Genomic DNA, 20,270 nt, shown 5'->3' on the forward strand with positions numbered 1-20,270 from the left:
CCGACTCTATGAGCCAGACATCAGGTGATCAGGATCCAACCACCGCAACAAGCGGCAACATCACCCTGACACTGAGCGCCACTCTAGAACCACCTGCGCGGGTGGCGACCCGCGTTGTTCTAGACACCAGTCTGCAATCCGCCGCCCTCGCCGCGCGGCCGGTGGTGCATTGCCGGCAAAGGGCCAGCAATCGGGTCAGCCGACACGGCGGGTGGATGTTTGTTGGGGGCAGGCCTCGTTCCTACACTGGACGAGTGTCTAGCGATGCGCCGCCCCCGGTCGTTTCCGGAAGCGCCGCCGGCGTGGGCCGCCGGTCAGACCGGAGGCCCGGGCAGACGATCCGCAAGGTCCTCGATGCCGGCCTGGCGGAGCTGCGGGAATCCTCGTACGCGACGCTGACGATGCGCGCGGTGGCCACGCGCGCCGGTGTGTCGCCGGCCAGCGCCTACACCTACTTTCCGTCGAAAAGCGCACTGGTCGCGGCGGTGTATCTACGTTTCCTGCGCGACCTGCCCCTGCGCAACGACGTCAACGACACCACCAAGACCCGGGTCAGCGCCACCCTGCGCGACATGGCCGTTGTCGTCGCCGACGAGCCCGAGTTGACCGTGGCCTGCGGCGCGGCCCTGATGGCCGACGATCCGGCGGTCGCGCCGCTGCGGGAAGAGATCGGCGAAGAAGTGGCCAGGCGGATCGGGGCCGCGCTCGGTCCGGGTTGGCCCCGGGCCGTGAAATCCACGCTGCAGATGACGTTTTCGGGCGCGCTGATGACGGCCCGCTTCGTCAGCTTCGCCGAGATCTCGGGACAGCTCGACGAGGCGGTCAACCTCATCCTGGGCGCCTCGGTGGCCTGAAAGTGATTGCCCGCCGACACCCCGGATGTCACCCCGCCTGCTCTCCAGGCCATGCATATTCGTCGTTGTGTCCGTAGGGGCGCGCACACCCTGCGAGGTGGTGGGTTCGGCATCGGGCGCCCGCGTCGCTCCGCTACTGCGCGCCGCCGATCATGGTGTGCACGTCGCGCACCGACCACGGCCCGGCCTGGTGGTGGTCGCGGTAGCCCAGCAACTGCGGGGTCTGGCGGTCGAAGCGCCCCACGAATCCGCCCGCGGCCACGAAGATCTGGCCGGTCACGTCACGCGAGAGCTCGCTGGCGAGATAGGCGTAGACCGGCGCGACGAACTCGGGCGGGGCGCTGTCGAGTGATGCCCGCATGGTCGTCTCGTCGAGGAGGCCGCGCCGGTGCAGGTCTTCGATGTGTCGTTCGTAGTCGGGGCCGGACGACAGCCGTGTCCTGGCGCCGGGGCACACCACGTTGGCCCGCACGCCGTAAGGCTTCAGCTCGGCGGCGATGGCCATCGTCAGGCCGTTGACGGCGCCCTTGCCGGCCGGATATCCCGTGCCGCCGTAGTCGCCCAGGAACGCCACCGAGCTGGTGTTGACGATGGCCCCGCGCCCCTGTGCGGCCAGCACGGGCGCGGCCACCCGGCAGGTGTGGAAGGCCGTGCCGAGGTGGCCGCTGATCAGGTGGTCGAACTGTTCCGGCGAGATCGTCAGGATCGACGAGCCCGGCGGTTCGGCGATGCCCGCGCAGTTGATCAGGGTGTCCAACCGCCCGAATGCACTCAGGCATGCGTCGATGAGCGAGCGGGCGACGCGTTCGTCGTCCGCGGCTCCGACTACGGCGGCGACCCGCCCGCCCGACGCGGTGATTCCCGCCACGGTCTCCTGCACGGCGTGTTCGTCACGCCCGTTGACCACCACACCCGCGCCCAGGCCGGCCAGCAGCTCGGCGACCGCTCGTCCGACTCCACGGCTGCCGCCCGACACCACCACGCCGCGCCCCTTTAGCGCGAACTCCGTCCCGCTCACCGCTCGCTCTCGCCGGGTCGGCGCCGCGGGCTACGTAAAGCGTTGCGCGCGAATTGCTCTCGTCGCCGGTGGCAGGGACTGCCGATCGAGGTCAGTAACATGAGGCGAACAGTACCCAGCCCGGTCCGAAATGAGAACCGGCGGGTTGCGACGGCATCACCCACCCGGCTCTCCGGCACGGCGGTTTGCGCTCGGCACCGCCCGCGCTGCCGTCAGCCACCGCGAACCCCGCCAACCCCGCAGTTCCATAGGCAACCGCGCACTTTGGGCACATTACTCGGCGCCCGGCGCCGGCTTTGCTGGTCACGTTCGTACACTGTGGAAACTGTTAAGAGCTTCTGCGGACTTTGTGTTCGGATCCGTCACCCGATAGGGCGAGTGGGCGTATAGTCTCCAATGAAGTCCGCAATGGATGTGTCGCCGTTTAGCTAAAAGCGGTCCAGTCAGCCGCACGGCTGCTGAGCTTGGTGTGGCTCCGGCGAATCAGCTCCCCGTCATCCCCCGGTTGCCGTGCGCCCGGCAACGGCCCGTCCGGCGGATCGAGATGCAGTGGCCCGGAGTGAGCATAGCTGCTACTCCCTACTGCGCACGGCTCTAGGAGTCAGCATGCAAACTTGTTCTCGCGCAACCGTTTACCCGCTTGATCGTGTCGATACGGGATGCGCAAGCCGATGACCCGAGTCATTTCCGCAACTCGTCCGGCTCCGGCCGCGCCGCCCACCAGAAAATCCGACGATTCCTACGACGACGTCGTCGAGATGTTCATGGTGCTGCAGCGGTTGCCCGCCGAGTCGCACGAGTATGCTCACCAGCGCGAACGCATCGTGTCCCGATGCCTGCCGCTGGCCGACCATGTGGCCAGCCACTTCGCCCGCCGCGGCGAAGGCCTCGACGACCTGATTCAGGTCGCGCGACTGGGGCTGATGAACGCCGTCAACCGATTCGACCCCGCGAAGGGTCCCAGCTTCATCGGGTTCGCCGTGCCCACCATGATGGGCGAGGTCCGGCGTTACTTCCGCGATTTCAGCTGGGGAATGCGGGTGCCGCGGCGCCTGCGTGAGCTGCACGTGCAGATCAGCCGGACGACCGCGGAGCTGTCCCAGCAGTTGGGGCGGGCCCCCACCGCGGCCGAGCTGTCCCACGTGCTCGATGTGCCCCACGAGGAGATCGTGGAATGCCTCATCGCGGGCGATGCCTATCGGCTGGACTCCCTGGACGCACCGCTCGGCAGCGACGGTTCGGGAACGCCCCGCTCGGTGGCCGACTCGGTCGGCGGCATCGATCCGCAGATCGACCACATCACCAACCGTGAAGCGCTGCGGGTGCTGCTTGCAACCCTGCCGCAGCGGGAGCGCGACGTCCTGCGCATGCGGTTCTTCGAATCCATGACGCAGAGCCAGATCGCGGAGCGGATCGGCGTGTCGCAGATGCAGGTATCCCGCATCCTGGCGAACACGCTGAGCAGCCTGCGCGATCGCCTCGAGTAGGCGGCCGGCTCCCCCGGACGCTGCGCGGCAGGCCCTGCCGCGCAGCCCTGTACTGTGCGACTGGAAAAGGCGTGCGACTGGAACGACCCGCCTTTGTCGCCAGGACTACCTGGAAGGGAGCTGGATTGCGATGAGGATGTCACGGATGGTGATCGCGGGTGTCGCGGCCACGACGGCGCTCACGGTGTCGGTGGCCGGCTGCGGTAACAAGACGCAACCGTCACCGTCGAAGCCGGCATCGTCCACCTCGGTATCCGGCGCCACCAGTTCCGCGGCGGCCGCGCCGGCGCAGCCCAACGAATACGCCAAGCTGCTCATCCAGCCCAGCGACATCACCGCGCCCCCGGGCGTCACTTTCACCGCCGCACCCCCGACCGACAATCCCAACGGCCAGCCGGGCGTGGCGACCACCTTCAAGGACGACGACGGCAGCCACGTCATCAAGGTGACCATCCAGGTCTACGACGACGCCGACGCCGCCACGAAGGCGCTGAACGCCGCGAAGGGCCAGCAGGGCCAGGTGGTCAAGGAACCCACCACGCAATCGTCGAACATCGGCAGTGGCGGAACGATGTTGATGGGCAACGCCCCGGACAAGAGCAAGGGTGTGGTGGTCCTGCTCTTCACCGAGGGAAAGGCATTCGCCACGCTGGAATTCGACGGCCCCACCGATACCCTGGCCCCGCCGGAATTCGTCAACGATGTCGGCCAGAAGCAAGACACGGCCATCAAGAAGGGGCTCGGCGGCTAGGCCGTGCGCCGCCACCATCGGGGCACGCGATGAATGTCATCAACGGCATGCCGGCTCACGCCCTGCTGGTGCACCTCGTGGTGGTGTTGGTACCGCTGACCGCCCTGCTGGAAATCGTGTGCGGGTTATGGCCGGCGGCGCGGCGCGGGCAGCTGGTGTGGCTCACGCTGATCCTGGCGGCGGTGTCCATGGTGTTGACACCGATCACCATCAACGCCGGCGGATGGCTCTACGACCAGCAGAAGAATCCCAGCCCGATCCTGACCGCACACGCCGAGCGGGGCAGCCTGATGACCTACTTCTGCGCCGCGCTGCTGGCTGCTGCCATCGTGCTGGCCGTGGTCGGGCTGATCGAACGCCGGTCCGGTGCGAGCCGCGTCGCCACGCGGCTGATCGTCGCGATCTTGGTACTGGCGGTGGGGATTTCGTCGATGGTCCAGACCTATCGCGTGGGTGATGCAGGCGCGCAATCGGTATGGGCGCCGCGATAGCGGCCTGACTCACGCGGTCGGCGTGAGAAGAAAGAGCCGAAACCGGCGCCCGCCGGCGCGTTCCTGGGCGATCCGATAATTCGGCCAGCACTCAAGCGCGGTGGCCCAGGCTTCGTCACGCTGCGCGCCGTCGAGCAGCCGCACCGTCGCCACGAACCGGTGGCCGCGCCGGCGCACCGTGACCCGTTGCGCCGCTTTGAGATTCGCCGACCAGGACGGGTGGCGCGGGCGACCCCAGTTCGATCCGACCAACAGCAGGCCCTCGCGAAAGGGGACATACTGCACGGTCGCGCTGCGGGCGAGCCCCGTCTTGCGGCCCGAGATGGTGATCCGCACGTTGGGAAGGCCGGCCAGGTCCAGCACGCCGAGCCGACCGCTGGTCAGGAAGCGAAGCACGGCTTCGAGCCACTCCACGATCCGGTGACCGTTGAGGATCAGCAAGCGGTAGGCCGTCGGGTTTCGGGCCCACCGCCGCAGCGGATTCATCAGATGACTGTATTCCCCGCGCGCGGGATCGGGGCATCGGGACGATGAAATGTCATTGACCAACCGGCCTTTCGGCGGTCGATCGAATCCGATCGATTCGTACGTAAATAAACTGCTTGATTTAACCGGGCGCGCGGTGTTCACTGGGCCGATGACTGCCGAGCGGGCCGCCGGCTCCCACCGGTCGACGGGCACCCGGGAGGCCATCCTGTCGGCCGCCGAAGTGCTCTTCGCCGAACGTGGGATGTACGCCGTGTCGAACCGGCAGATCAGCGAGGCGGCCGGGCAGGGCAACAACGCGGCGGCGTGTTACCACTTCGGCACCAGGGTCGACCTGCTCCGCGCGATCGAGAGCAAGCATCGCGAGCCGATCGAGGGGCTGCGCGCCCAGATGTTGGCCGCCGTCGGCGATTCCACGGAGCTACGGGACTGGGTGGGCGCCCTGGTGCGCCCGCTGACCGATCATCTTTGCGCCCTGGGCGCCCCCACCTGGTACGCCAGGTTCGCCGCGCAGGCCATGGCCGATCCGACATACCGCCACGTGGTCACCAAGGACGCGCTGGCGTCGCCGTTGCTGGTTCGCACCCTCGACGGCATCAACCGCTGCCTGCCGGAGCTGCCCAAGCGCGTGCGCGCGGAACGGATGGTCATGGTGCGCAACCTGCTCATGCACACCTGCGCGGAACACGAAGGCGCGCTCGCCGAGCACGGACCGCGGTCGCGTTCGGCGTGGCCGGTGGCCGGCGAAGGGCTGATCGACGCGATCGTCGGCCTGTGGCGCGCGCCGGTCCACGTGGAGGCGGCCGGCGGCCCACCGGAACAGACCATCGCGCAGGCCAACAGCCGAGGAGCACGATGACACAAGGATCCACCGCCACCGATACCCCGGAGTTTCCGATGACGCGGGCGCCCGGCTGCCCGTTCGCCCCGCCGCCAAAGGCGTTGGCGCTCAACGCCGACAGGCAGCTGAGCAGGGTAGGGATCTGGGATGGCAGCACTCCCTGGCTCATCCACGGCTACGAGGTGATACGCGCGCTGTTCACCGATTCCCGAACCAGCGTCGACGACCGGTTGCCCGGCTATCCGCACTGGAACGAAGGCATGCTGGCCACCGTGCACAAGCGCCCCCGCTCGGTGTTCACCTCGGACGCCGAAGAGCACACCCGCTTTCGCCGGATGCTGTCCAAACCGTTCACGTTCAAGCGAGTTGAAGCGCTGCGTCCGGCCGTACAGAAGATCACCGACGACCACATCGACGCCCTGCTGGCGGGCCCGAAGCCGGGCGACATCGTCAGCACCCTCTCGCTGCCGGTCCCCTCCCTGGTCATCAGCGAACTGCTCGGCGTGCCCTACGAGGACGCGGAATTCTTTCAGACACAAGCCCAGCGCGGCATGGGCCGCTACGCGACCGAGGAGGACACCGCGCAGGGGGCCGCCTCGCTGGCGAAGTATCTGGCCAACCTGGTTCGGTCCAAGATGCACAGCCCCTCAGAGGAGTTGGTGTCCGACCTCGCCGAGCGGGTCAACGCCGAGGAGATCAGCGTGCGCGAGGCCGCGCAATTGGCCACCGGTGTCCTGATCGCGGGCCACGAGACCACCGCGAACATGATCAGCCTGAGCATTGCGGCGTTACTCGAACATCCCGACCAGCGCGCGCTGCTGCGCGACACCGACGATCCGAAGGTCGTCGCCACCGCGGTCGAAGAGCTGATGCGCTACCTGAGCATCATCCAGACCGGTCAGCGCCGAATCGCCGTCGAGGACATCGAGATTGGCGGCGAGACCATCCGTGCCGGTGACGGCATCATCTTGGACGTCGCTCCGGCCAACTGGGACGACCGCCAGTTCCCCAACCCGGACCGGCTGGACCTGCTCCGCGAGGACGGGCCCCACGTCGGGTTCGGCTACGGACGCCACCAGTGCGTGGGTCAGCAACTCGCCCGGATGGAACTGCAGATCGTCCTGCCCACGCTGCTGCGCCGTGTGCCGACACTGCAACTCGCCGTGCCGCTCGATGACCTTCCGTTCAAGCATGACGCGCTGGCCTACGGACTCTATGAACTGCCCGTGACATGGTGAAGCCTGATCTCGCGCTGGACGTTCCGGACCTGCGCGGCAAGCTCGCGGTGGTGACCGGGGCCAACAGCGGTCTGGGATTCGGACTGGCGAAGCGGCTTTCGGCCGCAGGCGCCGACGTGGTGATGGCGATCCGCGACCCGGCCAAGGGCGAGCGGGCGATCGCCGAGATCCGCCGCGAGGTACCCCGGGCCGAGCTCGGCATCAGCCAACTCGACCTGTCGTCGCTGTCCAGCGTCGCCACGCTGGCCGAGGAACTGACCACAGCGGGGCGCCCGATCGACATTCTGATCAACAACGCGGGCGTGATGACGCCCCCGCACCGGCAAGAGACCGGCGACGGCTTCGAATTGCAGTTCGGGACAAACCATTTAGGCCACTTCGCGTTGACCGTCCGGCTGCTGGGCCTGCTGCGGTCGGCCGCATCCCCCCGGGTGGTCACCGTCAGCAGCATCGCCGCGAGCCAGCGCAATCTCGACTTCGACGACGTCAACGCCGAACACGGTTACAAGGCAATGCACTCCTACGGGGTCGCCAAGCTGGCGCAGCTGATGTTCGCCATCGAACTGGATCGGCGCAGCCGCGTGGGCGGGTGGGACTTGATGTCGAACGCCGCGCACCCAGGCCTGAGCAAAACTAACCTGCTCAGCGGCGCATCGTACGGCCGCAGCACACCGACGTTGCAGGCCCGGCTCACACGCGTGACGTGGCGGCTGCTGCCGTTCATGTGGCTGGACATCGACGAAGGGATCAAGCCGACCCTCTACGCCGCGGTGTCATCTGATGCGCAGGGCGGCAAATACTACGGGCCGCGCGGCTTCTACGAAACCGTCGGGGGCGGAGTCACGTTCGCGGGTGTCCCCCAGCGGGCGCGCAGCGAGGCCGAGACGCGGCAGCTGTGGCAGCTCTCCGAACGGCTCACCGGCGTCAGCTATCCGGATTAACATACACGTGATCGCGACGAAGGGACGATGATGTCCACCCCAGCCCAAACCCTCTACCCCGAAGGCGTGATCGGTGCGCCCAAGGACCGCCGCGGTCACGCGGCGGAGTTCAGCACCGGCCTGCCCGCGGGCACCGAAGTGTTCTCCGCGGACAACCACATCTCGGTGGCCGACGACATCTTCTACGACGGCTTTCCCGCCGAGCTGAAGGACCAGGCGCCGCGCATCTGGTACGAGGACGGCGCCTATCTGCTCGGCCCGCCGGGACAGTCGATGGTCGTCGGCGATTTCAGCGCGGTGCTCATGCAGTACGACGACCTGGCCGGGGCGGCCACCAATAACGTCGACGCCCGGGTAGCCGAGCTCGCCGAAGACGGCGTGGACAGGGAACTGGCCTTCCCCAACGCCGTTCTCGCGCTGTTCCACCACCCCGACCACGAGATTCGCGAGCGGATCTTTCGGGTCTACAACGAGCACATCGCCGGCGTTCAAGAGCGCTCCGACGACCACTGCTACGGGGTCGGCCTGATCAACTGGTGGGATCCGGCCGGGGCCCGCCGCACGCTGGCGGAGCTGAAGGCGCTGGGGCTCAAGACGTTTCTGATGCCGATCAGCCCGGGCAACGACCGCGACGGCCGGCCCATCGACTATTCGAACACCCCGATGCGCGCGGTGTGGGACGAGATCGAAGAGGCCGGATTACCCGTCACGCACCACATCGGCGAGAGTCAGCCCAAATTCCCCAGCGAGGTCAACAGCGTCGCGGTGGCCATGATGGTCAACATCGACTCGTTCCGGGAGATGTTCTCCAAGTACATCTTCGGCGGCATCTTGGACCGGCATCCGCGGCTGCGGATCGGCTGGTTTGAAGGCGGAATCGCCTGGGTGCCGACGGCATTGCAAGACGCCGAACACGTGCTGGCATCCTATCGGCACATGCTGGCGCATCAGCCTGAGCGTGATGTCCGCTACTACTGGGACACGCACATGTGCGCGTCGTTCATGGTCGATCCCCTGGGCCTGCGGCAGCTCGACGAGATCGGCATCGACAGAGTGATGTGGTCATCCGATTACCCGCACAACGAAAGCACTTTCGGCTACTCGGAGCGGTCGCTGGCCGCGGTGGTCGATGCGGTCGGCCCCGAGAACGCCGTCCGGGTTGTCGGTGGGAACGTCAAGAGGTTCCTGAGAATCCGGGCATGACGAACTCACCGGCCACCCCCGCCGCGGTGCTCGACATCCCCGACCAGCCGGACTGGGCCCGCATGCGCACAGAGACCGGAGCGCGGATCCGGTCCGCGATGGCCGAACACGGCGTCGACGCGCTGATCCTGTTGATGAACGGCTACGTCGGCTACGCCACGGGCGCCAGCTGGCCGTTGCTGGATGCGGGCTTGTCGCATGTGGACCGACCGGTCGCGGTCGTGCTCGCCGACGACTCGCATCCACACCTGTTCATGCCGTTGCGCGGCGGAGCGTCCGCGGAGTCACCGGTGCCCGACGACCATCTGCACGGCCCCGCCTATCTCGAATTCGACTACGGCGTACAGGATTTCGCACGAACGCTGGCCGGGCTCATCTCGCCGGGGGCCAGGATCGCCGTTGACGAACTCACCGGGGCGATGCGCCGGGCGGCGCCGCGGCTGTTTCCCGCGGGCCCCCCGACGGACGCGGCGATCGTCATCGGCTCCGCGCAACTGGTGAAGACCCGCGACGAACTGTCCTGCCTGCGCAGGGCGGCCCGCATCACCGAGCAGGCGATCGTCGACGTGCAGCAGGGGCTGAAGCCCGGCGTACGACAGATCGACCTGTCGGCCACGTTCGTCCGCCGCGCCTTCGAACTCGGCGCCACCACCAACATGCTGGAGGCCATCTGGCAGGTAATGCCGGATTCGCGGGAAGCGGGCGTATGGACCACGCACGGGGATCTGGCGCTGCCGCTGCTGCCCACCGATCGCGAACTGGCCGCCGGCGATGTGCTGTGGACCGACATCAGCATCACCTACCACGGCTACTGCTCCGACTTCGGCCGCACGTGGGTGGTCGGCGAGCAACCCACGCCGCGACAGCAAGCCCAGTTCCGCCAGTGGCGAGCCGTGTTGGACGCGGTGCTCGCGGTGACCAAAGCCGGTGTCACGTCGGGAGATTTGGCGCGCGCGGCGATCGCGGCCAACGGCGGGCGCAAACCGTGGCTGCCGCATTTCTATCTGGGCCACGGCATCGGCACGTATCCCGCCGAGGCTCCGATGATCGGAACCGATCTCGGCGAGGAGTTCGACGACAACTTCGTCTTCCCGCCCGGCATGGTCCTGGTGCTCGAGCCCGTGATGTGGGAGGACGGAACCGGCGGCTACCGCAGTGAGGAGATCGTGGTGATCACGGACGACGGCTACGTGCCGATCACCGACTACCCCTATACCCCCTATGGCGATCCCCACGGCGGCCCCTATGGCGACTGAAGTCCTGCCCGACGCGCGGGCATTGCGGTCGGGCCGCCGCGAGCGGGCGCTGGCCCAGATGGCCGAACACGACCTGGACATCCTGGTGCTCGGCCGGCAGGCCAACATTCGCTACGTGACCGGCGCGCCGCAGCTGTGGATCGCCGGCACCCGGCCCTTCGGCCCGATGTGCGTGCTGGTGCGCGCCACCGGCGACATCTACCTCAACAGCACCGACGACGAGGGGGTGCCCGACGAGATCGGGCACGATCACCTCTACGGGCTGGCCTGGAACCCGATGACGCTGATCGGCGTCCTCAAAAAGGTCGACGGCGCCGAAGCGGCGCGGCGGGTCGGAACCGATGCGATCACCCCGACTTTCGCGGCCTTGCTGCCCGAGGCGTTCCCCAATGCGGAGATCGTCGATGCCGAACCCGCGCTGCGCGCGGCGCGGCGCGTCAAGACATCCGACGAGATCGCGGCGATGGATCAGTCGTTGCGTGTCGCCGAGCACGGGCTGGCCACCGCCCTGGGCGAATTGGCGCCCGGTGTATCGGAACAGGTGCTCGCCGGGGTCATGATGCAGGCGATGGCCGCAGGCGGGGTGAGCACGCCGGCCACCCAGGACGCCGCGTGGGTGACGTCGCGGGAACAGCCATGGCGCCGCGCCGCCGGGCCCGAGGTTCGCGCGGGTGACCTCGTCGCGTTCGCCGCAGGCGCGCTCGCCAATGGCTACGTAGCCGAGGTCGGCCGTACCTGGCCGGCCGGCGACACCGTCACCGATGGGGCCCGCGCACTCTTCGAGCGGTCGGATCGGTTGTACGACAGCATGCTTGGCGCCTGCCGCCCCGGCGCGTCCACCCGGGATCTGCTCGCCGCATACGGCGCGGTGGGTGAACCGATCCCGCCGATGCCGGTCGCGCACGGGCTGGGGCTCGGTTTCGACCCGCCCGTGGTGTCCGAAACCCTGGTGGCCGCAGGCGAACACGATCGGCTCGAGGCCGGGATGGTACTGGCGATCACCGCGTATGTGTGGCAGCAGGGTGTCGGCGCGGTGTTCCGTCGGGACACCGTGCACATCATCGACGGTGGCATCGAGGGTGGCGCCGAAGTACTGACCACCAGCCCGTCCTGGGCCTGACGAAATCACTTGTGCCACTGCTGTTTCAGGTGTCACAATGCACGGATTCGTGTCGGTGGGCTCCGATAGCGTCCGGGTTGTGAGTGTTGATCGGGAAGCGTTGTCGGCGGCGTTAGACGCGCTGGACGCGGCGTTCGACGAGGTGGCCGCGTTCGACTGCACGGCGCTGACCACCCCCGAACAACTCGCGATGCTGACCCGCTGCGAGAAGCTCCGCCGCCAGCTACCGGCCCTGGAACACCCGCTGATCAATTCCCTTGCCCACCAAGCCACTCCCACCGAACTGGGCGGCACCTTGCCCCACGCGATCGCCGAAGCAACACTGATCAGCCGCGCCGAGGCCACCCGCCGCCTCAAGGACGCCGCCGAACTCGGCCCCCGCCACGGACTCACCGGCGAACCCCTCGCCCCCGCACTGCCCGCCACCGCGGCCGCCCAACGCCACGGCACCCTGGGCCCCGGCCAGGTCGCCGTCATCCGCCGCTTCTTCCACCACCTGCCCGGCTGGATCGACACCGCCACCCGCGCCCAGGTCGAAGCCCGACTGGCCCAAGAAGGCGGCCGGTTTCGCCCCGAACAACTCGCCAAACTCGCCGACACCCTGGCCGACTGCCTCAACCCCGACGGCACCTACCGCGACGACGACCGCGCCCGCCGCCGCGGCCTGACCCTGGGTAACCAGCACGCCGACGGCATGTCCGAACTACGCGGCTGGCTCACCCCCGAACTGCGCGCCGCCCTAGAAGCCATGCTCGCCAAACTGGCCGCCCCCGGCATGTGCAACCCCGACGACCAGGTCCCCGTCGTGGACGGCGCCCCCTCCGAACAGGCGGTGCAACACGACACCCGCAGCGCCGCCCAACGCAACCACGACGCACTCCTTGCCGCGCTGCGCGCGCTGCTGGCCTCCGGAAACTTAGGCCAGCACAACGGGTTACCGGCCTCCATCGTCGTCTCTACCACGCTGTCCGAGCTGGAAGCCGCCGCCGGCACCGGACTTACCGCCGGGGGCACCCTGCTACCGATGTCCGATGTGATCCGTTTGGCCGGCCACGCTCGGCACTATCTGGCGATCTTCGACAAAGGCAACGCCCTGGCGCTGTATCACACCAAGCGCCTCGCCTCACCCGGGCAGCGAATTGTGCTGCACGCCAAGGATCGTGGCTGCAGCGCCCCGGGCTGCGACGTGCCGGGTTTCCTTTGTGAGGTCCACCATATCGACGAATGGGCCACCAGCTCCCGCACCGACATCGACCAACTCACCTTCGCCTGCGGACCCCACCACCGCCTCCTCGACAAAGGCTGGACCACCCGCAAAAACGCCCACGGCGACACCGAATGGATACCACCGCCACACCTCGACCGCGGCCAACCCCGCACCAACACGTTCCACCACCCGGAGAAGCTGCTAAGGGATGAGGACGACGAGCCGTAGCTCGAGAATTCAATCTCCGGGCGTCATCCCTCCGGCAGCTCGGCGAACCGCTTCTTGACGCCGTTGTACCAACCCATCGACTTGACCGGGTGGCGCCAGCGGCCCTTCATGTCGTCGCGCGCGGGCACGTGGGCGTCATCGCCGGCCGCAACCACCTCCTTGAGGTGTTGGTCCTGCGCCTTGATGATCTCGTCCGCACTCTCGCCGCGGTGCGCGAGGTCGCAGGGGCCACCGAGGTCCTGGCAGGTCATGGTCTTCATCAGGCTTCTCCTCCTCTTGGTCACACCGGGCGATCCCGCTGCGTCAGGATGGTGACGCATCCGACGACGAAAGTGTGACCGCCACTATGAATGACGACCACCTTCATGACGGCTTCGAGGCGGAGCGGCCCCGGCTGCAGCGCATCGCCGCGCGGATCCTGGGCGACGTCAACGAGGCACAGGACGTGGTGCAGCAGGCGTGGCTGCGGCTGCACGCCACGGAAGAGCTGATCGACAATCTGCCGGGCTGGCTCACCACGGTGACCTCGCGGCTGTGCCTCGACCGGTTGCGGGTGCGTACGCCGGTGCCGACGGAGTCGATCGAGGTTGCGGCGACGGCGCCCGATCCGGCGGACGACGTGGTGCTGGCCGACAGCGTCGGCATCGCGCTGCAGGTGGTGCTCGACCGGCTGTCACCCGCCGAGCGGGTTGCCTTCGTCTTGCACGACAGCTTCGGCATTGACTTCGAGCTGATCGCCAAAATGCTCGACACGACCCCGGCTGCGGCGCGCAAGCTGGCCTCTCGTGCCCGGGCCAAGGTGCGCCCGGCCGCGACCGAGGATGCCCTCGCCGACTGGGAGGTCGTGGACGCCTTCATGGCCGCGGCGCGCGACGGCGAGTTCGCTCGCCTGCTGGAATTGCTCGCGCCCGACGTGGTGGTCTCCGCCGACGCGGCCGCGGGCGCGCTCGGCACACCGACGCGCCTGCAGGGCCGCGAGGAGGTGGCCGGCTTCTTCAACGGCGCCGCCAAGGCCGCCGTCTCGGTCTTCGTCGAGGATCGCCCGGGCGCCGCCTGGATTCACCGCGGCGAGGTCAAGGTCGCCTTCGACTTCACCGTGGCGGCCGGGCAGGTGCGCCGCCTCCAATTCCGGGCGGCCGACGAGGTTTTGGCCGGGGTCCGGCGCCGCGAGGGCGCAAGCGCGCGGAAGTGAATGCGGCTGAGGCTGCGGTGGCAATCAAGCTGCTAGCAGAATTCGAGGGTCACGTCCCAATAGCCCCGCGGCTGTGCGGGCACCTTGAAGGTCCCCGCTGGAGCCGGTTGCTCGGTGTTGTCCCACCACACGTGGAACGGTCCTCCGAGGCCGGGCGCCGCATCGATGATGCGTCCGGTACCGCCTTGGCCGGTGGGATAGGGGCTATTCCACACGATGCGCTGAAACTGCGGAGGAGTCCGGGGCGTGCAGCCTCGCTGCACCTGTTCGTAGACCTGACGCACCGCCGCCACCAGGCTTGGTTCGTCACCATCGGCGTGCGCCACGGGGGCCAGAGTGATGCCCGCCGCCAGCGCTGCGGGTATCACTGCGGTGATCCTCATCGCCTGCACCTCAAGGGTTGATGGCCGGTCCACCCGGCCCGTCTTTCGGTAGCGACGGCCTCCCGCCACCGGTCGAAGTGTCGCACTTCGTGCTGACCGCCAGATGAGTTTCGACAAGTTACCTTGCCTGCACAGGGACCGCAGGGCGATAAGAGCCACATGTTACTGAGATGACGGCAACAGGGCGCGCCCTAGGCGACGAGCCCTTCCTCGGCCAGCGCCGCATCGAGCAGCTCACCCACCCGATGCCGTTCCCACAGGAACAGCAGGTTCGACAGCATCTGCAGCGGGGCGCGCACTCCTTCGTCGTCCCTGATGCGCGGATCCCTGTGGTCGCCGGGCGGCACATCTCCAAATCGCCTGCGAATCAAGGCGGGTACGCCGAGCAGCCACGCCACGCCCATCACCGCCGCATATAGCAGCATGTGTCGGCGCAGCCTGTTCGGCTCCACGCGCGGACCGCCATAGCGCTCGTATTCCGCCACGAACAACTGCAGCAGTTCATCGAGGTGGGCATCCCACATCTCGGTTTCGGCGCCGGACATCGCTCCCCACAACGCCATGCCCAGGTTCATCTGGCTGACGCATCCCCAGTCCATCAGGCCACAGCGCAGCGCCCCGTCGGGATCGCGCCAAAACCATGCGTTGTCGATGTTGGCGTTCCAGTGGCACAGCGCGACGTAGTCCGAGTCGGCGGCCAGGTGGCCGGTGATGGTCTGTTGGTGGTGCGCGAACCGGGGCGCGTCGTCGCGCAGGCGGGCGATGAACTCGGCCGAACAAGCGGGCAGCAGCCCGCCGTGGCTCTCGGTGAATTCGGCCAGTTGGTTCACCCGGCGTTCCAGCTTGGTCGCCGACAGCGGCTCGCGCTCCCCCACCGTCGCCGCCGCCACGTCCAGCGGAAAGGATCCGGTGAGCTCCGCAGGCAGCCGCCCGGACCGGTGGGTTCCGGCGAGCCGGGCCAGCGCGGTGAGCAGCGCGCGGTAGTGCGCCAACGGCTCGGGCATCTCGTAGTCGAGGCACTTGTGATATTGGCGTTCGATTCCTTTGTCGCCGAACGTGATCCGCTCGGTGATCAATATTCCGGTTCCGCTGTCGCGGTGATAGTCGGCGAACAGCACCCTGGGGACCGCGATGGGAAATTCCGGCGCGCCCGACAGCGCGGCGAACCGGACCTCGGACTCCATCTGGGTCTTCCCGCGATCGCGGTCCGGGTCGGCGAAGTCGCGGGAGAACTTGACGAACAGGTCGGTGGGCAGATCCACTGTGGGCCGGTCATATTCGACCGACAGTGCGACCTTGCGACCCGTGCTGCCGCCGCCGACCTCCGCGAAATCGCTGATGCGGGCCACACCGCTGTCGATCAGCACGCCGGAGGCGCGAAAGGCCTCCGTGAGGAATCCCGCCCCGCCACCGTGCAGGGCCCCGGCGTCGGCCGGAAAGGGCGCGCCGTATCGGTCGCCGACCGACCAATGTGAAATCACCCGACTACCACGTCTGTTCGGCCGCGCGCACCAGCATGTGGTTGACCGCCACCCTGCGGTCGCGCGTCACCATGAACAACACCGCGTCCGCGATGTCGTCGGGTCGCAGCATGACCATGCCGGCGGTCTGCCGTTCGAACGCCTGGCGGGACGCGTCCGCCAGATGACCGAAGATTTCGGTGTCGACCGTTCCGGGACCGACCACCCCGACCCGCACCCGCTTGCCGAGCACCTCTTGACGCAGGCCCTCGCTGAAGGCATTCACGCCGAATTTGGTGAGCGAATACACCGCGGTGTTGGGCCGCGCCACCCAGCCGGCGGTGGAGCTGACGGTGACCAGATCGGCCACCCCGCGCGGCGAGTCGGCGGCCGCGTCGATCAAATGCGGAAGCGCCGCGCGGGTGGCGTAGAGGACACCCCGCACGTTGACGGAGACCATCTGGTCCCACTCCGGCAGCGACGCCTCGATCGCGGGGGCCGACTGCATCAGTCCGGCGTTGTTCACCAGGATGTCGAGGCGCCCCAGCTCCGCGACCGTGCGCTGCACGGCGGACGCGACCTGCTCGGCGTCGGTGACGTCGGCGGTCACCACCAGCGCTGTACCACCGGCGGATTCGATCTGGCCCTTCACCTCCGCCAGCCGGTCGGCCCGGCGCGCGAGCAGAGCCACCGTCGCGCCCTGGGCCGCGAGCGCCCACGCGGTTGCCGCGCCGATGCCGCTGCTGGCGCCGGTGACCAGGGCCGCGGTGCGCGCCAGTGCCGTCATGTTCCGCCCGTCGGTTGCTTGCCGAGTAACTCGTGCAGAACATACCCGGTGTCCTCGCCCAGGTCCGGTGCCCCGCGCTCGATCCGGGCCGGGCAGCGGGCCATCCGCCAGGACGGCCCCAGCACCGGCCGGCTGCCTTCGCGGTGGTCGGTGACGAGGCGGTACAGCCCGCGGTCCCAAAGCCGTTGATCGGCAATCACATCCATCGCGGTGGCGCTCTTGGCGGCCGGCACTCCGGCCGCCCGCAGGCGTTCGGCGAGCCGCTCCGCGTCCTGCCCGCCGGTGAGTTGCGCGAGGTCCGCATCGAGCGCTTCGGCGTGCCGGTGTCGTGCCTCGGCCCTGGCGTAGCGGGGCTCGCCGGCCAGAGCCGCGGCGCCGAGCGCCTCGCACAACCGTTGCCATTCGGCATCGTTCGCGACGGCCACCGAGATCCACGCGCCACCCGTGCACGGGTAGCAGCCGTGCGGGCACAGATCCGGGTGGGCGTTGCCGGCGCGGCCCAGCGCCCGCCCGGTCAGCGAGTGCTCCAGCAGGCTGTCGCCGATCATCGAGGACAGGGTCTCCACCGCCGACACGTCGACGAATTGACCCGGGCCGCCGAGTTCCCGATGCAGCAGCGCCACCACGGCCGCGTAGGCGGCGGCCGCGCCGACCGTCGAGTCTCCGTAACGCATGCTGGTCCCTAGCGGGGGGCCGCCGGGATAGCCGACCAGCGAAGCCGGTCCGGCCAGCGCGGCAAAGCATGGCGCATAACCGGTCTGGTGACCCAGCGGGCCGTCGTTGCCCCACATTTTGATTGACACAGAGATGATGTCCGGCTTGATCTCGGTCAGCTGCCGATACCCCAGCCCCTGGCGTTCCATGGCGCCCGGACGCAGGTTGTTGATGACGATGTCGCTGCGGCCGATCAGCTCGCGCAGCCGCGCCATCCCTTCGCCCGACTTGATGTCGAGGTCCACGCTGAGGACCTCGGGGTTGATGCTCAAGAAATAGGGCGCGTGGTTGATGTCGGTGCCGCCGTACGCGCGCATCTCCTCGGGGGCGCCGGCCGTTTCGACCTTGATGACCTCGGCGCCCAGCATCGCCAGCAGTTTGCCGGCGTACGGGCCGGCCCACACCTTCGTGAGCTCGACGACGCGCACGCCTTGCAGCGGTCCGCCCCGCGGGTCCTTGGGCGGCTTGAGTTGCGCTCGCGTGACGGTCGGCCGGGCGCGCGGGGCATCGACGCTTTCCATGGCCGCCCGAGTGTACTCGCCGAGACGTGGTGCGGCACTGGTGATTCGGGCGGGCGAGGCGCTGAACGCGTACGGAACGGTCGGATACGCCGCCGCACCGAGCACCGGGTGGCAAACCTCTTGGAAGAAGCCGCGATACCGATACTGCGGCGAGTTCTGCAGGTCCGCGGCGCCGTTGAGGGGCACCAGCGGTACACCGAGCCGCTGGGCGCTTTCCGACGCCTCCTCTTTGCGCAAGCCGGCCACCCAGTCCGCGAAGCCCCGCTGAAAGGTGGCGACCTTGTCGGCGGTGACGGAGAACTCCAGCCAGTCGTCCTCGAACGCATCGAGCCATTCCGGATGGCCCATCAAGGTTTTCGCCCCGGCCCAGTGCGCGCCGCTGGTCATGTACAAGTACACGTAGCCGTCGGCACAGGCGAAAAACGAGGCCGGGCCGGCCTGGTCGTAATCGCCGCGCTCACCGGCGGCAGGCACCTCGCCGGTGACGAGGCGGCCCAGGATGCAGTCGGCGCGTGATACCAGCACGGCCTGCGCGGAGATATCGATGGACTCGCCGCGGCCGCTGTGCAGGCGACCGAACAGCGACGACGCGACGCACAGCGCCGCCTCCAGCCCGGCCTCGTAGTCGGCCAGAAAGCGGCCCGGTCCCTGCAGCGGGGGCTTGCGGGGGTCTGGGTGGCTCGGAGTGTGATATCCCCAGCCGCCGGCGTGAAACACGTTGATGCTTCGCGCATTGTCGAACTCCGCGGACACGCCTCGGCCGTATGGCGTGATGGAGCAGAACACCACCTCCGGATGCCGGTCGGACCAGCCGGTCTCACGGTCTTCGATGACCGCGTCGGCGCTGCCGATCAGCCGCTGCAAGTCCTCGCCGTCGAGCACCACGGACCGCTTGTTGGTGTTCAGGTAGGCGAACATGACGCTGCCGTCGGGGCCGTCGGTGAGGCGCGGCGCCATGGCGCGGGTCGCGCTGCCACCGTTCGGCGCCTCGACCTTGATCACCTCGGCGCCGAAGTCGCCCAGCAGCTTGCCGCAGTATTCTCCCGCGACGGATCCGGCCAACTCGACGACCCGGATACCCGTCAGCGCGGACATGCACGCCTCGCCAAAACGGTCAGGGCTTCGCGCGTCCGGAGCGGCTCAGGCGCCACTCCGGCGGGAAGTTCAGGTCGTTGTCCTTCACGACGTTGTTGAGTCCCTTTTCGAAGGTGCCCTCGGTCAGGTCGACCTCTTGCGCGTCGTTCTGGATCATCGGCAGCATGCCCTCGACCATGCCGGTGAGCAGGCTGCCGAAGTACTCGCCCTTGTGCTGCTTGTAGAGCTCCAAGAAGGTCTTCTGCACCGCGACGGTGTCGGTCGGCCGGGACCGCGAGCACGCCAGCGCGTACTTCTCGGTCTCCGCGTCCAGCTTGTCGCGCGGCACCACGCTGTTGACGAAGCCGCAGTCGTACATCTCCTTGGCGCTGAACGGCCTTCCGGTGAACAGCATTTCGGAGAACTTGCGCAGACCCATCGTCTCCGCCCACCACCACAGCCGCGGCCCCCAGCCGACGTAACGGAAGGCCGGATGGCCGAACAGGGCGTCGTCGGAGGAGATCACCAGGTCCGCGTCGCCGGCCTGGTAGAAGTGCCACCCGTAGCAGTACCCTTTCGCCTCGATGATGCTGATCTTCCGGAGTTCTTGCAGCGGGCGGTTTCCGGCGCGGGCCTTGGCGTAGAAGTCGGTGACCGTGGACAGGTAACGGTACGAGCCACCCGGCGGGTACTTGACGTCGTCGTCGTTGATCGCGAGCTCGTGGTGCAGAGGCAAGCCGGGATTCTCCAGCATCGGGCGCTGCTCGGGCAGGTCGCCGCCGCTGCCGAAATCCTCGCCCTCGCCCCGGATCACCACCACCTTCACGTCGTCGTCCACATTGCACTTGTGGATCAGATCGGCGTAGTTCTGCCGCATTCCCAGCGTGGTGGCGTTCTGCGCGTCGGGACGGTCGAACGTGATGTAGGCGATCCGGTTCTTCTTGTCCTTTTCGAACTTGATGTACTGCTCGGCTTCCTTCTTCAGCTCTTCGTAGTCGTATTCGGGCATCTGTTTCTC

20 protein-coding genes are annotated in these 20,270 nt (G+C 68.1%); 12 read left to right on the forward strand and 8 right to left on the reverse strand.

What is annotated here, in order from left to right:
* Nucleotides 1–215 precede the first annotated feature (215 nt).
* Nucleotides 216–854 (forward strand): TetR/AcrR family transcriptional regulator, encoded by a 639-nt coding sequence (locus OQ789_RS20785; protein WP_420716164.1) that lies wholly within the window; start codon nt 216–218, stop codon nt 852–854.
* A gap of 133 nt (nt 855–987) precedes the next feature.
* Here OQ789_RS20785 and OQ789_RS20790 read toward each other — a convergent pair whose 3' ends face one another.
* The gene (locus tag OQ789_RS20790; RefSeq protein ID WP_324688039.1) at nt 988–1,872 is read right to left on the reverse strand and encodes an SDR family NAD(P)-dependent oxidoreductase; all 885 of its coding nucleotides are present in this window, start codon (nt 1,870–1,872) and stop codon (nt 988–990) included.
* A 671-nt stretch (nt 1,873–2,543) separates the two neighbouring features.
* Between OQ789_RS20790 and OQ789_RS20795 the strand changes: the two genes are divergently transcribed.
* The 3 genes from OQ789_RS20795 (at nt 2,544) to OQ789_RS20805 (ending at nt 4,601) form a co-directional block, all read left to right on the forward strand.
* Entirely contained in the window at nt 2,544–3,359 is an 816-nt protein-coding gene (locus OQ789_RS20795) for a SigB/SigF/SigG family RNA polymerase sigma factor (RefSeq protein ID WP_324688040.1), read from the forward strand.
* A 148-nt stretch (nt 3,360–3,507) separates the two neighbouring features.
* Nucleotides 3,508–4,110: a hypothetical protein gene (locus OQ789_RS20800; RefSeq protein WP_324688120.1), complete on the forward strand. Its 603-nt coding sequence runs from the start codon at nt 3,508–3,510 to the stop codon at nt 4,108–4,110.
* Nucleotides 4,111–4,139: 29 nt separating this feature from the next.
* Entirely contained in the window at nt 4,140–4,601 is a 462-nt protein-coding gene (locus OQ789_RS20805; RefSeq protein WP_324688041.1) for a DUF2231 domain-containing protein, read from the forward strand.
* Between the two features lie 9 nt (nt 4,602–4,610).
* Here OQ789_RS20805 and OQ789_RS20810 read toward each other — a convergent pair whose 3' ends face one another.
* Nucleotides 4,611–5,087, reverse strand: coding sequence for a nitroreductase family deazaflavin-dependent oxidoreductase (locus tag OQ789_RS20810; protein WP_324688042.1), 477 nt, complete (start codon nt 5,085–5,087; stop codon nt 4,611–4,613).
* 136 nt (nt 5,088–5,223) lie between these two features.
* On the opposite strand from OQ789_RS20810, the gene OQ789_RS20815 reads away from it, so the two are divergent.
* From OQ789_RS20815 to OQ789_RS20845, 7 genes are all read left to right on the forward strand, one after another.
* The gene (locus tag OQ789_RS20815; RefSeq protein ID WP_324688043.1) at nt 5,224–5,946 is read left to right on the forward strand and encodes a TetR/AcrR family transcriptional regulator; all 723 of its coding nucleotides are present in this window, start codon (nt 5,224–5,226) and stop codon (nt 5,944–5,946) included.
* A complete protein-coding gene (locus OQ789_RS20820; RefSeq protein WP_324688044.1) occupies nt 5,943–7,166 on the forward strand; it encodes a cytochrome P450 in 1,224 nt (407 codons plus the stop codon). Before OQ789_RS20815 ends, OQ789_RS20820 begins: the two co-directional genes overlap by 4 nt.
* Nucleotides 7,160–8,107: an SDR family oxidoreductase gene (locus tag OQ789_RS20825; protein WP_324688045.1), complete on the forward strand. Its 948-nt coding sequence runs from the start codon at nt 7,160–7,162 to the stop codon at nt 8,105–8,107. The genes OQ789_RS20820 and OQ789_RS20825 overlap by 7 nt, the downstream gene beginning before the upstream one ends.
* Nucleotides 8,108–8,137: 30 nt before the next feature.
* Entirely contained in the window at nt 8,138–9,310 is a 1,173-nt protein-coding gene (locus OQ789_RS20830; protein WP_324688121.1) for an amidohydrolase family protein, read from the forward strand.
* Nucleotides 9,307–10,566 (forward strand): Xaa-Pro peptidase family protein, encoded by a 1,260-nt coding sequence (locus tag OQ789_RS20835; RefSeq protein WP_324688046.1) that lies wholly within the window; start codon nt 9,307–9,309, stop codon nt 10,564–10,566. The genes OQ789_RS20830 and OQ789_RS20835 overlap by 4 nt, the downstream gene beginning before the upstream one ends.
* Nucleotides 10,556–11,686, forward strand: coding sequence for a M24 family metallopeptidase (locus OQ789_RS20840; protein WP_324688047.1), 1,131 nt, complete (start codon nt 10,556–10,558; stop codon nt 11,684–11,686). The genes OQ789_RS20835 and OQ789_RS20840 overlap by 11 nt, the downstream gene beginning before the upstream one ends.
* 79 nt (nt 11,687–11,765) lie before the next feature.
* Nucleotides 11,766–13,121, forward strand: coding sequence for an HNH endonuclease signature motif containing protein (locus OQ789_RS20845; protein ID WP_324688048.1), 1,356 nt, complete (start codon nt 11,766–11,768; stop codon nt 13,119–13,121).
* Nucleotides 13,122–13,144: 23 nt separating this feature from the next.
* Here the strand turns inward: OQ789_RS20845 and OQ789_RS20850 are convergent, their stop codons facing one another.
* Nucleotides 13,145–13,381, reverse strand: a complete 237-nt coding sequence (locus tag OQ789_RS20850; protein WP_324688049.1) for a DUF1059 domain-containing protein — start codon at nt 13,379–13,381, stop codon at nt 13,145–13,147.
* A gap of 86 nt (nt 13,382–13,467) precedes the next feature.
* Between OQ789_RS20850 and OQ789_RS20855 the strand changes: the two genes are divergently transcribed.
* Entirely contained in the window at nt 13,468–14,313 is an 846-nt protein-coding gene (locus OQ789_RS20855; RefSeq protein WP_324688050.1) for a sigma-70 family RNA polymerase sigma factor, read from the forward strand.
* A gap of 32 nt (nt 14,314–14,345) precedes the next feature.
* Here the strand turns inward: OQ789_RS20855 and OQ789_RS20860 are convergent, their stop codons facing one another.
* From OQ789_RS20860 to OQ789_RS20880, 5 genes are all read right to left on the reverse strand, one after another.
* Complete coding sequence (locus OQ789_RS20860) at nt 14,346–14,696, reverse strand: hypothetical protein (RefSeq protein ID WP_324688052.1); 351 nt, start codon at nt 14,694–14,696, stop codon at nt 14,346–14,348.
* 191 nt (nt 14,697–14,887) lie between these two features.
* Nucleotides 14,888–16,177 (reverse strand): hypothetical protein, encoded by a 1,290-nt coding sequence (locus tag OQ789_RS20865; RefSeq protein WP_324688053.1) that lies wholly within the window; start codon nt 16,175–16,177, stop codon nt 14,888–14,890.
* A 4-nt stretch (nt 16,178–16,181) separates the two neighbouring features.
* Complete coding sequence (locus OQ789_RS20870; protein WP_324688054.1) at nt 16,182–16,943, reverse strand: SDR family NAD(P)-dependent oxidoreductase; 762 nt, start codon at nt 16,941–16,943, stop codon at nt 16,182–16,184.
* A complete protein-coding gene (locus OQ789_RS20875) occupies nt 16,940–19,273 on the reverse strand; it encodes a CoA transferase (protein WP_420716165.1) in 2,334 nt (777 codons plus the stop codon). The genes OQ789_RS20870 and OQ789_RS20875 overlap by 4 nt, the downstream gene beginning before the upstream one ends.
* 19 nt (nt 19,274–19,292) lie before the next feature.
* On the reverse strand, nt 19,293–20,261 hold the full coding sequence (locus tag OQ789_RS20880; RefSeq protein WP_324688055.1) for an enoyl-CoA hydratase/isomerase family protein: 969 nt from the start codon (nt 20,259–20,261) through the stop codon (nt 19,293–19,295).
* Nucleotides 20,262–20,270 lie beyond the last annotated feature (9 nt).

The organism is Mycobacterium sp. 94-17, assembly GCF_035617725.1.
Lineage (GTDB): Bacteria > Actinomycetota > Actinomycetes > Mycobacteriales > Mycobacteriaceae > Mycobacterium.